Below are 12,367 nucleotides of genomic sequence, written 5' to 3' on the forward strand. Positions count from 1 at the left end.
GTCGGTCTTGTGCCTCGGTGACCTGGTGGTCATGGCGAGGTGTCAAACACCCGATCCCATCCCGAACTCGGCCGTGAAAAGCCTCCGCGCCAATGGTACTGCGTCTTAAGACGTGGGAGAGTAGGTCGCCGCCAGGTCGCTCAGGCACAGGAGACGCTTCAATCCGAAAGCACGTATGCTTGCATCTTCACACACTTCGGAAACGCCCCGCCTCGAATGAGACGGGGCGTTTCGATGTTCACTTCAGGTTCATGCAGTTCGCGTAATAGGTGACGGTCGCCGGCCAGTCGGAGAAGATGCCTTCGACGCCGACCTGCTGGGCCAGCACATCGACAAGCTCATAGATCATGCCGTCGTTATTCACGATTTCGTTGATCGTCTTGTAGTAATATCCACCGCCCTTCTGCAGCGGGCCCGAGCGCTCCAGCGACCAGGTGATGATCTTCAGCCCGGCGGCCTTGGCTTCCCTGGCGTAGGCCGACGGGGCGATCCTACCATTCTCCACGGTCACCAGCAGTGGCAGCGACGGAGCGATGTAGTTGACGCCCATCTCCTTCAGCTCCTTCATCGAAGGCTTGAAGGTGGCCGGGTCCATGTGGTTGAAAGTCTTGTCGGTTTCGTCCCGCTCGTCCAGCAGGATGGCCTGTTTGGCGAAGGCCGGCTCGGCCTTGATCCAGTACAGAATGTCGGACAGGTTGAAGGACTGGGGGAAGACATCCTCCGGCGGAATGCCGGCGGCCTTGTATTCGTCGATCATTGCCTGGGCGTAATTTTCCTGGGTCCAGCCCTGATAGGGCATGTCGACCGCCGGAGCCTTCAGTTCGGGCGTGAATTTCAGACCCTGCGCCTTGACCAGTCGGATGTATTCGGCATGGGTCATCAGCGTGCCGCCGGACGCGGCATACAGGTCGGTGCGCCAAGCGGGCGTACCCTTCATATAGGCGTCGACGCTGGCCGCCTTGGTGTTGGCGGCATCCATCTTGCCGGTCAGGCTCTTGAACTCGGCCAGGGTGATGTCGCTGGTGCGGCATTCGGCCGAGGCCGGCTTGTCCCCGTCGGCCGGCACGAAGGGCTTGGTGCATTTCCTGGCCAAGTCGGTCGCCAGGATGTTGGTGGTGGTGTGCAGGTCGTTCTGGGCGTGGCGGCAGACGAGCTGCTTGTCGGCGGTGAAGGCCACGTCGCATTCCTGGATGCCGACACCCATCCGCGCCGCCGCGCGGTAGGACTGAAGAGTGTGCTCCGGGAACTGCATCGGCGCGCCGCGGTGGGCGATGGAGAAGAGCTTCTTCTCCAGGGGCTTGTCGGCACAGGCCTCCAGCTTCGCCTTCAGCTCCGGATTGCGGATCTGGTCGATCAGGAAATAGGGGCGGGGGCCGACCTCCACCGTTGCCGCCGAAGCGGCACCGGCGGGCAACGCCAGGGCCATGAAGAAAACCGGTGCGAACAGCCTGCGCATGGTGGTTGTGTCCTTACGGTGTCCGGGGCCTCACATGTGCTCGATCACCCGATATGATCTTATGCCGTTTCGATGAAGAAGCGATGACGCCGGGATATTTGGGCTTTTCGGGCACTAAGCTGAGTGTTTCAGGTGCCGCTTCACCGGCTATTAACATGTTTTTGCTGAATTCGACGGATGTGGTCCATCCCATGCGGTGATGACCTTGACGCTGGCGTGGTGATGGCGATGGGCGATTCGGACGATCTCTTCGACATGTATCGCAAGGACCACGCCGCGGCGGCGCTGACCGGTCCCGCCCTGGCGGCGGCGCTTGCTGACACGGTGAAGCGCAGCTTCGCCCAGATCGAGGAGCTTTGCGCCGATGTGACGCGGGCGCTCACCCAGGCGCGTTACACCACGAAGCTGGCACAGACGGTGACCGACCGGTCGAGCTACGTGCGGCTTGATCGCCAGTCGGAGACCTTCCGCGACTATCTGCGGAACTGGAGCCAGCAGCGGGCCGACAAGGGCGCCGGCGGCATGCATTGGGAGGCGCAGATCCTCGTCACCGACCATCGGCGGACGACGAAGGAGATCGGGCTGGGCGTCGCCTTCGAATGGCCGGGTGCGGGGGAGGAGGGCAGCCTCGCCTTCGTCGAATTCTGGCCGACCGGCGCCGGGGTGTCGCTGCCGTCTGATGCCCGCGGATTCCAGCGCGCGCTGGTCGCCAGCATCATCAAGCTGGAACAGGCCGGCGAGCTGTCCAGCGTAAAGGGCCGCTAAAGCCGATCAGATTCTAACAGGCGTCACAGCGTGGCGTTCAGACCGGAGGCCGACAGTTCCACCGGCCGGCGCGCCTGTCCGTCGCGGGCATAGGTGCCGTCGCTCGACGCCTTCTCCAGCGCCGTCAGCAGGTTGCGGTTGATGGTCAGCACCGCCTTGCGCAGGGCGACGAGGCCGGAAGCGTTGACCGACACCGCCCGTTCCAGCCGATCGATGCGCTCCAGCGTCATCGCGCGCAGATCGTCGGGCAGGCGGATGCCTTCGTCGCGGGCGCGCAGGAAGGCGCCTTCCAGCTGTTCGGCCATCGCCGCCTTGCGGTGGGCGAAGGCCTCCAGCCGGTCGAGCATGCCGGCGGCGATGCAGGCGGATTCCTCCTCCAGCACGGCGGACAGCGCTTCCACCGCATCGAGGAAGTCGCGCACCAGCAGGGCGGTGGCGCCGTCATAGCCGGGATCGGGAACGGCCGGTCCCTCGGCCTCGGCCTGTTCTGGCCGCAGGTCGGGGGCGAATTCGTGGATCAGGTCCTTGAGGGTGACGCTCATGAGCGCTGCTCCGCTTGGGAGGCGTAGAGGCGGGCGATCTCGTCGTGCGTCATCCTGCCGATGCCGAGCGTGCCGGATTCGGCGATGGCCTTGCCGTATTCCTGTAACATCATGCTGCGCCACGGCTTCTCCGCCGGGCCGCCGCCGCCGAACAGCGGGCTTTCGCGCATGCCTGCGAACATGCTTTCCATCAGCTGGCCGACCAGCATCGCCTCGAATTCCTTCGCGACCTTGTCGGCCGCTTCCGGGTTGGGGAGGGCCGGCGTCGCGGTTGCCGGCGTGGGGGTCGCAGGGCTGCGGAGGGTCGTTGCGGCGATGTCCATCGTCGTCTCTCCATCCTGGTCTGTTCATCGCGGTCTTGGGGGGGTCAGATGATTTCCAGATCGGCGTGCAGGGCACCGGCGGCCTTGATGGCCTGGAGGATGGCGACCATGTCGCGCGGCCCCACCCCCAGCGCGTTCAGCCCGTTGACCAGCTGTTGCAGGCTGACATTGCCGCCGACGGTCACGAACTGGCGGCCGTTGCCCTCCTGCACCTGCACGTCGGTGCGCGGCACGACGACGGTGGAGCCGTTGCTGAAGGGCTGCGGCTGCGACACCTGCGGCGTCTCCACCACGCGGACGGTCAGATTGCCCTGGGTGATGGCGACGCGGCTGACCCGGACGTCGTCGCCGATGACGATGGTGCCGCTGCGCTCGTCCACCACCACGCGGGCGATGGCATCGGGGCGGACCGCCAGCTGTTCGATCTCGCCGATCAGGCGGGAGACGTTGCCGACATAGGCACCGGTGATCCGCACGTCGACGGTGGTCAGGTCGACCACCCGGGCGTTGCCGGTACCGAGCCGGCCGTTCACCGCGTCGGCGATGCGGATCGCCGTGGTGAAGTCGGGGTTGCGCAGGGCCATCCGCACCGCGCCGACATCGTTCAACGCGAATTTCAGCTCGCGCTCCACCGTGGCGCCGTTGGCGATGCGGGCGGTGGTCGGCACGCCCTTGGTCACCGTCGCTGCCGCTCCGCCGGCGGTGAAGCCGCTGACCGACAGCGGTCCCTGGGCCACGGCGTAGGCCTCGCCATCGGCGCCTAGCAGCGGCGTCACCACCAGCGTGCCGCCCAGCAGGCTGGTGGCGTCGCCGAGCGCCGAGACCGTGACATCGACCGTCGTCCCCTGGCGCGGGAAGGGCGGCAGGCTGGCCGTCACCATCACCGCCGCGGCGTTGCGGGTGCGCAGGGTCTCGCCGCGGGTGTTGATGCCCAGCCGCTCCATCATCCCCTTCAGGCTCTGTTCGGTGAAGGGGGTGTTGATCAGCCGGTCGCCGGTGCCGTTCAACCCGACGACAAGGCCGTAGCCGACAAGCTGGTTGCGGCGCACCCCGTCGAAGGTGACCAGATCCTTCACCCGCGTCTGCGCCGCCGCGGGCACGGCCGACAGCATGCCGAGCGCCAGCAGCAGCCCGCCGGCCAGCACCATGGCGCGGCGCAAGGCGGGCCGGAGCCGGTACGATAGGGGGACCTGGATGCCGGGGCTCATTGCGATAGGCCTAGAGGTAGTTGGTCAGGTGCAGCTTGGCGATGCGCGCGGTGGCGCTGGAGGTGGCGTCGATCTGCGCCTCCAGCTGGCTGATCCGCGTGCTGGCCTCGTAGGGATCGACCCCTTCCAGATTGTCGATCTGCAGGCTGAGGATCGACTTCTGCGTCTTGTGCTGCTCGGCCAGCGTCGCGACCTGGGCGCGCTGGATGCCGAGCTGAGCCGTCGCCTCCCGCAGCTTGCCCAGCCCGCCGGACAGCTTGTCGACCGCCGTCCTGATGTAGTCGGGATAGGCGTCGACATCCATCTGCGAGGTGTCGACCGCCGCCAGCATGTAGATGCCTTCCAGCATCTGCCGCATCATCGGGTCGTTGGCCTGCACGCCATAGGCGATGCCGGTGGACTCTGCCGGCTGGCCGCTGACGCGCGGTGAGGCGGTGCCGCCGGGCTGGAGCGCCGTGGTGCCGGTGTAGAGGCCGCCTTCGAAGCTGTCGGTCAGCGGGGCCGGGGCCGGCGTCGCCGGGTCGCGCACCGCGAACAGCTCGTCGAGCCGGGCGACGACCGCCGCGGTCTCCGCCGCCGTCTTCGGCATGTCGGTGCCGCCGGTGGCCGACTGGATGGCGTCCCGGACGATCTGCATCGGCGAGCGCAGGCCCGACTTGTCGCCGTCGACATTGCGCATCGGCGGCTGGTCCAGCGCGGTGCCGGCGAAGAGATAACTGTTGCCGGACGAGGCGTTCAGCAGCCCGACCACCTGATCCAGCACGCCGCGCGCGCGGATTTGCAGAGACGTCCCGGTCGGCGACTGCTGCCCCAGCCCGGTGGAGGCGGCGGCCAGCAGGTCGGTGCCCGACGCGAGGATGCTGGTCATCGCGCTGTCCATCGTCTTCATCCGGCCGTCGAGCAGGTCGGTGGTCTTCACATACTCGTCGGTGCGGTCGAACAGGTTGCGCAGCGCGATGTCGCGGCCGGTGCCGGCGCCGATGGTCGCGGCGACGTCGGCATGGACGCCGGTCGACACCTCCTCGTTCGCGCGGGTCAGCTCCATCTGCTGCCGGGTCATGGTGCTTTGCAGCGACCGGCTCATCCCCAGCGTGGACAGGGCATTGTACAGCATCGGCTTACCCCTTGATCTGCAACAGGATGTCGATCATGCGGCCGGCGACCTGCACCACCTGGGCGCTGGCGCCGTAGCTCTGCTCGATCAGCAGCAGCTTCTGCATCTCGTCGTCGATGTTGACGCCGTCGCGGTTGATGCGGGCGGTCTCCAGCGTGTCGGCGCTGATCTTGCGCGCGTTCATCTCCGACTCCGCGCCGGTGCGGTAGCCCTGCTGGGCCGACACCATGGCGGTGGCGTAGCTGCCGAGCGTCGCGTTGGCCGGCATGTCGGTGGCGGCGAAGCTGCGGGTGCCGGTGAAGACGGCCTGGAAGGTCTCGATCTGCGTCTGGTCGCCCGGCTGGAGCGGGGCCGCCGCCTGGACGCCGCTCTGCACCCGCCAGCTTTCCGTCCGCACCGCGTCGTTGGCGGCGATACGCGAGGCCAGCCCAGCGGTGGCGCCATAGGCGGCACCGGCATCGGTGAACAGGCCGGGCTGGGTCGGGTCGGCCTCCGCCCCCTGGAAGGCCTGGACGAGGCCGGCGGCCAGCTCGTCCAGCTGCGCCATGGCGCGCGGCATGTCCTGCTTGACGGTCTGGACATAGCCCATGATGCGGCCGCTCTGGATTTCGCTGTCCGGGTTGGCCGACAGGGTGACGCCGTTCGCCATCACCTCGTCCCCCAGCAGGGTCAGCGGGCTTTCGCCCGGCGCCAACGGGTGGTCGAGCAGGGTCTGGCCGTTGCGGGTCATCACCACCACCTGGCCGTCCTCGCGGCTGTAGGTGCGGATGCCGATCTCCTGCGAGACCTGATCGAGCAGGCGGTCGCGCTGGTCGCGCAGGTCGCCGGCATCGCCGCCGCGCGTCTCCAGGGTCGCGATCTTGCCGTTGAGGTCGCTGATGCGCTGGAGCGAGGTGTTCACCGTATCGACGGAGGTCTGGAGCCGGCCCCTGGCGTCGTCCTGCACCGTCTGCGCCGCCTCGGCGGCACGGTTCAGCCCGCCGGCCAGCGCCACCGCCTGCGACACCACGGCGTTGCGGGCCGCGTCGTCGTTGGGCATGTCGTGCAGGCGGGAGAAGGCCTGCTGCAGTTTCGACAGCTGGGTCGAGACCGACTTCTCGTCCTGCGGCTGGCCCAGCACCAGCGCATAGTCGGCCAGCGCCGAGGCGCGCGCCTCCTGCCCGCTGTAGCGGCTGGTCTCGAACCGCGCGTCGCGGATCAGCAGCTCGTCCACCTTGCGGGCGACGGCGTCGACCCTCACCCCGGCGCCACGGCCGGCGGTGGTGACCGCCGACAGGTCGAGGTCGCGGCGCACATAGCCGGCGGTGGTGGCGTTGGCGAGGTTGTGGGACACCATCGCCGCCTGCTGCTGCGTCGTGCGCAGGCCGGACAGGGCGGACGTGAGGGCGAGTTGGACGCTCATGGCCGGAACTCCGTCGAGGCTGGGCTCAGCGCTTCAGGCGCGTGGTTTCTTCGACCATCTCGTCGGCGGTGCGCACCAGGGTGGCGCTGGACGAGTAGGCACGCTGCGTTTCGATCAGCGACACCAGCTCGGTCGCGATGTCGACGTTCGACTGCTCCAGCGCGCTGCCGACGACGCTGCCGGCGCCGCCCTGCTTGCCCGCACCCAGCGTCAGGGTCCCGGTGTCGGCCCCCAGCGTGTAGGTGTTGCCGTCCTGGGCGACCAGCCCGTCCGGGTTGGTGACGGTGGCGATCGGGATCTGGTACAGCGCCTGACGGGCGCCGTTGTCGTACATCACCCACAGCTTGCCGCTGTCGTCGATGTCGACCGAGGTGACCTGACCGACCTTGGCGCCGTCGCCGGTGACGGTCGGCACGTAATCGCCGTTCAGCTGGGTGAGGTTGCCGAGCGACATGGTGAAGCTGTCGGCGGTCGGCGTGGCCGGTGAGGTGACGGTGAGGCCCGGCATCGGGTCGAGCGGCAGGCCGGCGCCGTCCACCGGCTTGCCGGCATAGGGGCCGGTGGCGGCGAAGGTCAGCGTCACTGGCGCGCCGGTCACGGTATAGCCGGCCGGGCCGGTGGCGGTCAGCGTCCACTGGTTGGGGCCGGCGGCCTTGGTCCAGGTCATCGACAGGTCGAGCGGATTGCCCAGCCCGTCATAGAAGGTCGGGCTGCTGGTGAAGCTGTCGCCGGTGGCGGCCTGGGCCGGCAGGTTGCCGGAGAAATCCATCTGCGTCGTTTTGCTGCCGCCATAGACGAGATTGCCGACATTCACCGACTGGAGGTCGTCGAAGCGGGAGCTGCTGACGTTCGGCATGCTGCCGTCGGGGTTCAGCTTCCAGGCTTCCAGATACTGGCCGGCATTGTTATGCAGGAAGCCGGCCTCGTCGGGCAGGAAGCTCCCGGCGCGGGTCAGCGAATATTGCGGCGTGCCGGATGCCTTGTTGCCGACGACGAAGAAGCCGTTGCCGCTGATCGCCATGTCGGTGGACGAGCTGGTCCCGAGGATCGTGCCGTCCTGCTGCATCTGATAGTGCGTGGCGGACTGCACGCCGCTGGCGGTGTAGGTGCTGCGGCTGCCGGGCGAGGTGACCAGGGTGGAGAAATCCACAGTGGCCCGCTTGTAGCCGACCGTCTGCGAATTGCTGATGTTGTCCGAAATGGCGGCAAGGCGCGAGCTTTGCGCGGACATGCCGCTGACACCGGACCGCATGGCGCTGTAAAGGCTCATCCTTGGAATCCTCTGGTCAACCGTCGAACGGGCCGTCGCAGTGACGACGAACGGAAGGGAAGTTGTGCGTTCCGGGATTCTCCGCGGATGACTGGCGGGGTTAACGGTAGCGAAGGGATTTTAAAGGGGCTTTAAAGGAAAAAGCGGGCGGTTTTGTTAAAATGTGTAAGGCTTTTTCTGTTGATTGTTTTCCGCCTTGATCGCTCCTGCCTATTGCCCTGCCGGCCGTCGCAGCAACGTGATGCTGATCCGCCGGTTGCTGGGGTCGAGCGGGTCGCTGGCGCCGAAATGGTCCAGATCGGCACGCCCCTCCACCCGGACGATGCGCCCGCCCGGAATGCCGCTGGCCAGCAGCTCGCGGCGGGCGGCGTTGGCGCGGTCGCTCGACAGCTCCCAGTTGCCGTACTTCGCATCCGGCGCATAGCCCAGCGCATCCGTGTGGCCGGTGATGCCGATGGGGTTCGGCACCGACGCCAGCGCCGCGGCCACCATCCGCATCAGCCGCCGGCCCTGATCGTTCATCTGGGCCGAGCCGACCTTGAACATCGAGAAGCGGGCCTGATCGGTCAGCTGGACTCGCAAGCCCTCCGGCACCTGCTGGATCACCAGACTGGCTTGCAGGGCGCTGAGGTCCGGCGACGCGGCGATGCGCTGGCGGAGATCCCGTTCGAGCGACTCCAGCGCCGCCTTCTCCGTCAGTTCCGAGGACTGGCGGTCGAGCAGCGCCTCCAGCTCCGCACGGGTGGCCTGGACAGTGGGGGCCGGTGCTTCGGTGGCGGATGCCGCCGGTGCGCTCTCCGTCGCGGGGCGCAGCAGATCCACCGGCGGAACCGTGCCGCCCGGCGGGTGGGGCATCGGATCCCTGCGGCCGGCCGGCTGGCGGTCGCTGTCGCCGACCGAGGCGACGACGGGCGGGGAGGCGACCGGGCTCGCCTGATCGCCGGCGGCGTTCGGGGTGGTCAGCGACCCGCTCTTGTCGACCGAACGGCCGGCCAGCATGCCGTCGGCGCCGGAGTTGCTTTGCGACACCGCGACCGGATTGAAATAGTCGGCGATGCCCTTGCGCTGTTCGGTGGTGGTGATGTTCATCAGCCACATCACCAGGAAGAAGGTCATCATCGCCGTCACGAAGTCGGCGTAGGCCAGCTTCCAGGTGCCATTGTGCTCTTCCTCGTCATGATGGCTGCCGAGGTGGCGCTTGACGATGATCGGGGGCAGGGCGGTCTTGCGCGGCATGGCCGGTCACGCCGCCTGGCGGCCGTCGCGGGCCTTGGCCTGCGACGACAGAGCGGTGGCGACCTCCACCTCGGCAAGGCTGGGCTGGATGTCGGTGTACAGCACCTTGCGGGCATATTCGGCGCAGACCTGCGGCGGGCTGCCGCGCAGGTAGGCGCACAGCGCCGCCTTGATGCAGAAATACATGTTCAGTTCCGATTCGCGGCGCTGGCGGGCGGCGCTGGCGATGGGACCGACCATGCCGTAGGACAGCAGCACGCCGAGGAAGGTGCCGGTCAGCGCCCCGCCGATCATCCGGCCCAGCACCTCCGGTGCCTCGCTGATCGCGCCCATGGCGTTGATGACGCCCAGCACCGCGGCGACGATGCCCAGCGCCGGCAGCGCGTCTGCCAGATTCTGCAACGCCTTCGGCACTTGGTTCAGCTCGCGGCCCAGCGTGTCCAGTTCCTCCGCCATCAGCGATTCCAGGTCGTGCGGGTTGTCCTGCCCCAGCGCGATCAGGCGCAGATAGTCGCACAGGAAGGTGATGCAGCGGTCATAGCGCAGGACGTTGGGATACTGGGTGAACAGCGGGCTGTCGGCCGGCTTGTCGATGTCGGCCTCAATCTGCGACATGCCCTTGGACTTGGCGACGCGCAGCAGGCCGTAGACCAGCGCGATCATGTCGAGATAGTCGTTCTTGGGGGTGGTCCGGCCGCGGGCGATGGTGCCGACGGCGCGCAGCGTGTCGCGCAGAACCGCCGGGCTGTTGGCGATGGCGAAGCCGCCGATGCCGGCGCCGATGATGATGACGATCTCCACCGGCTGCCACAGCACTGCCATCCGCCCGCCCATCGCGTAGAACCCGCCGAGCACGCTGGCAAACACCGCGATCAACCCGAACATCAAGCGCATGTCTTCTTCTCCGGATGTGCAAAGGCCATCGCGATTGGGGGCAACGGTCCGCCGACGCTACAGCCCGCCGTTTAAAGCGGCTTTACGGATCGGGGCCGCACAAGGTCAGGGGGACTTCCGCCACCCGCGCGCCAGCCGGTCGAGCGCGGTCGCCGCGGCAAGGTCACGCTCCACCGACTCCGCGCGCAGCGGCCCGTCGGCGGGCGGCGGGGCGAGCGCATCGAGCAGCCCGGCCCAGCGGGTGCCGGCCAGCCGCGCCCGCTGGGCCGGGCCGAAGCCGCGCAAGCCTTCCGCGTCGCCGGCCAGATAGGCCGACAACCCCTGCAAGGCCAGATCGTCGGCCGTCGGTTCCGCCCCGGTGGCGGCCAGCTCGGCGAAGGCGCTGCGCGCCGCCCGCCATTCGCCGGCCGCGAACAGCCCCTTGGCCCGCAGCCGCGCCGCCTCCGCCCCGCCCAGGCCGCGTAGCGCGTCGAGCGCCCGCACGGTGTCGCCGTCGCCGAGCAGCGCGTCGGCGCGCAGCAGGGCGCGGCGTTCGGCCAGGGCCGGCTCCAACGCCGACCCGCCGGTGCGGGCCAGCACATCCAGCGCCTCGCCCTCGCGCCCGCCGTCGATCAGGGAGCGGGCCAGCGTCGCGCCAAGCTCCGCCCGGCGCGGCCCGGTGGCGCCTTCCGTCAGCGCATGCAGGATGCGGGTCGCCTCCAGCCCATAACCGTCGCGCAGCAGCAGCGTGGCGAGCCTCAGGCGCAGCCCGCCGTCCGGGCCGTCAACCAGCGTCACCAGCCGGCCGTGCCGCGCCTGCAACGCCAGCGCATAGAGCCCGCCCGGCGGCGACCGTTCCAGCCGGTCGAGCACCGCGGTCAGCAGGGTCCGCCCGGCCGCCAGCGCGTCGCGCCCGCGTGCGGTGGCGCCGAAGCGCCGTCCCAGCAGGCCGAAGATGTCGAGCGCCGCGTCGGTCCTGCCGCTGCGGGCATAGGCGCCGCCGAGCGCCGCCAGCGCATCCGTCTCGACATCGTCGCCGCGCCAGGCGAAGCGCAGGGCTTCCAGTGCCTTGATGGCGCCGTCCTCGTCCAGCCGCCCCAGGTTGCGGCGCAGCTCGATGGCGCGCACCTCGGCCCGACGGGCGAAGGGACCGCGACGCAAGCCCGCTGCGGCGTCATAGCGTTCGAGAGCCGCGTCCGGCGTCGCCTTCAGCTCCGCCAAGCGGCCGCGGAAATAATCGAGCCGGCCATCGGCCATGCCCTTCGAATCGACGGTGATCATCTCCAGCACGATCAGGTTCAGCGCCGTGCTGTCCCCCGCCTCGTCCGCCGCGGCGGCAAGCGTGGTCAGCAGCCGGCTGCGCAGGTCGGCCGGGTAGTCGAGCAGCCGGCGGAGCGCGATGGGCAGCCCCTCCTTCGCCGTCGTCCAGCGGGTCGGCGCCAGCGCGACGCTGCGCCAGACATGGTGGTCGGGCATGGCGCCGGCCGGCAGTTGGACGAACAGGTTGTCGTCGGGTGCGTCCTCGCGGTCGAGCGCGCGGAAGGCGTCGCCCAGGATGCGCAAGGCATAGCGCTGGTCGGGTGCCGGCGACAGGCTGGCCGCCGTCTCCAGCGCCGCGCGCCCCTCCTCGTCCATGGCGCGGGCGAGCAGGAAGCGGACCAGCGCGATCTGCGCCTCGACCCGCGCGCGGCCCTGCGCCGTGTCGAGCGCCCTTTGCAGAGCCTCGCGCGTGCGGTTGAAATCGTCCCCGGCCCAGCCGGCGAGATCCATCGCCCCGATGGGCGGCGGAGCGGGCGGCTTGGGCGGCTCGGCGGCTTGCGGGACGGGTTTCGCCGGGCGTTCCGGCATGCGCTCCAACTGGCGCAGGGTCTGCTGGATGCTGTCGCGGACTTCGCCTTCCAGGCTGGCGACGACGGGAAGAGACGCGTTCGCCCTCTCCCCCTCCTTCTCCCTCTCCCCCCCGGGGAGAGGGTCGGGGTGAGGGGGACGCACGGCGTTGCTATCCCGAGACTCCTCACCACGCTCCCCCCAACCTCCGGCGCCGCAACCGCGGCCACCGCATCCGGCGTCCCCTCCACTGCGTCCCCCGGGGCTCCCGGCTTCACCCCCGGAACCGGCGGCCCGCCGACATCGACGATCAGGTTACGCCGCTCCATGAAGCTCGCCACCCGCGCCCCG

Annotated in this window: 11 protein-coding genes and 1 rRNA gene; 2 read left to right on the forward strand and 10 right to left on the reverse strand. The window is 68.9% G+C overall.

The genetic code is table 11. From position 1 onward, the window contains the following. The first annotated feature begins 21 nt into the window (after window positions 1-21). Window positions 22-137: ribosomal RNA gene (gene rrf / locus VH569_RS34840) — 5S ribosomal RNA — on the forward strand. Between the two features lie 101 nt (window positions 138-238). Here rrf and VH569_RS34845 read toward each other — a convergent pair. Next, window positions 239-1,456, reverse strand: coding sequence for a glycerophosphodiester phosphodiesterase family protein (locus VH569_RS34845; protein WP_423321812.1), 1,218 nt, complete (start codon window positions 1,454-1,456; stop codon window positions 239-241). Between the two features lie 228 nt (window positions 1,457-1,684). On the opposite strand from VH569_RS34845, the gene VH569_RS34850 reads away from it, so the two are divergent. Further along, window positions 1,685-2,221, forward strand: coding sequence for a hypothetical protein (locus VH569_RS34850; protein ID WP_423321814.1), 537 nt, complete (start codon window positions 1,685-1,687; stop codon window positions 2,219-2,221). Between the two features lie 23 nt (window positions 2,222-2,244). On the opposite strand, the gene VH569_RS34855 is transcribed toward VH569_RS34850, so the two are convergent. The 9 genes from VH569_RS34855 to VH569_RS34895 all read right to left on the reverse strand — a co-directional run bounded on the left by VH569_RS34855 (window position 2,245) and on the right by VH569_RS34895 (window position 12,181). After that, the gene (locus tag VH569_RS34855) at window positions 2,245-2,763 is read right to left on the reverse strand and encodes a flagellar protein FlgN (protein ID WP_423321816.1); all 519 of its coding nucleotides are present in this window, start codon (window positions 2,761-2,763) and stop codon (window positions 2,245-2,247) included. Next, entirely contained in the window at window positions 2,760-3,086 is a 327-nt protein-coding gene (locus VH569_RS34860) for a rod-binding protein (protein WP_109050691.1), read from the reverse strand. The genes VH569_RS34855 and VH569_RS34860 overlap by 4 nt, the downstream gene beginning before the upstream one ends. Before the next feature lie 44 nt (window positions 3,087-3,130). Next, window positions 3,131-4,294, reverse strand: a complete 1,164-nt coding sequence (locus VH569_RS34865; protein WP_377807685.1) for a flagellar basal body P-ring protein FlgI — start codon at window positions 4,292-4,294, stop codon at window positions 3,131-3,133. A gap of 10 nt (window positions 4,295-4,304) precedes the next feature. After that, window positions 4,305-5,408 carry a flagellin gene (locus VH569_RS34870; RefSeq protein WP_423321818.1) on the reverse strand — a complete coding sequence of 368 codons (1,104 nt, stop codon included), beginning with the start codon at window positions 5,406-5,408 and terminating at the stop codon, window positions 4,305-4,307. 4 nt (window positions 5,409-5,412) lie between these two features. Continuing rightward, window positions 5,413-6,810 carry a flagellar hook-associated protein FlgK gene (gene flgK, locus VH569_RS34875; protein WP_423321820.1) on the reverse strand — a complete coding sequence of 466 codons (1,398 nt, stop codon included), beginning with the start codon at window positions 6,808-6,810 and terminating at the stop codon, window positions 5,413-5,415. Between the two features lie 25 nt (window positions 6,811-6,835). Then, window positions 6,836-8,080 carry a flagellar hook protein FlgE gene (locus VH569_RS34880; protein WP_423321822.1) on the reverse strand — a complete coding sequence of 415 codons (1,245 nt, stop codon included), beginning with the start codon at window positions 8,078-8,080 and terminating at the stop codon, window positions 6,836-6,838. A gap of 210 nt (window positions 8,081-8,290) precedes the next feature. Beyond that, window positions 8,291-9,316: a flagellar motor protein MotB gene (locus VH569_RS34885; protein ID WP_423321824.1), complete on the reverse strand. Its 1,026-nt coding sequence runs from the start codon at window positions 9,314-9,316 to the stop codon at window positions 8,291-8,293. Window positions 9,317-9,322: 6 nt separating this feature from the next. Further along, window positions 9,323-10,210 carry a flagellar motor stator protein MotA gene (motA, locus tag VH569_RS34890; protein WP_377807690.1) on the reverse strand — a complete coding sequence of 296 codons (888 nt, stop codon included), beginning with the start codon at window positions 10,208-10,210 and terminating at the stop codon, window positions 9,323-9,325. 105 nt (window positions 10,211-10,315) lie between these two features. Next, window positions 10,316-12,181, reverse strand: a complete 1,866-nt coding sequence (locus tag VH569_RS34895) for a hypothetical protein (protein WP_423321826.1) — start codon at window positions 12,179-12,181, stop codon at window positions 10,316-10,318. Between the last annotated feature and the right edge of the window lie 186 nt (window positions 12,182-12,367).

The organism is Azospirillum sp. 11R-A, from assembly GCF_049472615.1.
GTDB classification, from domain to species: Bacteria; Pseudomonadota; Alphaproteobacteria; order Azospirillales; family Azospirillaceae; genus Azospirillum; species Azospirillum palustre.

Coding starts and splice junctions, on each gene's coding strand:
- VH569_RS34860 (WP_109050691.1), bottom strand. CDS start 3,086: ATGGACATCGCCGCAACGACCCTCCGCAGCCCTGCGACCCCCACGCCG.
- VH569_RS34885 (WP_423321824.1), bottom strand. CDS start 9,316: ATGCCGCGCAAGACCGCCCTGCCCCCGATCATCGTCAAGCGCCACCTC.
- VH569_RS34870 (WP_423321818.1), bottom strand. CDS start 5,408: ATGCTGTACAATGCCCTGTCCACGCTGGGGATGAGCCGGTCGCTGCAA.
- VH569_RS34845 (WP_423321812.1), bottom strand. CDS start 1,456: ATGCGCAGGCTGTTCGCACCGGTTTTCTTCATGGCCCTGGCGTTGCCC.
- VH569_RS34855 (WP_423321816.1), bottom strand. CDS start 2,763: ATGAGCGTCACCCTCAAGGACCTGATCCACGAATTCGCCCCCGACCTG.
- motA (WP_377807690.1), bottom strand. CDS start 10,210: ATGCGCTTGATGTTCGGGTTGATCGCGGTGTTTGCCAGCGTGCTCGGC.
- VH569_RS34880 (WP_423321822.1), bottom strand. CDS start 8,080: ATGAGCCTTTACAGCGCCATGCGGTCCGGTGTCAGCGGCATGTCCGCG.
- VH569_RS34850 (WP_423321814.1), top strand. CDS start 1,685: ATGGGCGATTCGGACGATCTCTTCGACATGTATCGCAAGGACCACGCC.
- VH569_RS34865 (WP_377807685.1), bottom strand. CDS start 4,294: ATGAGCCCCGGCATCCAGGTCCCCCTATCGTACCGGCTCCGGCCCGCC.
- flgK (WP_423321820.1), bottom strand. CDS start 6,810: ATGAGCGTCCAACTCGCCCTCACGTCCGCCCTGTCCGGCCTGCGCACG.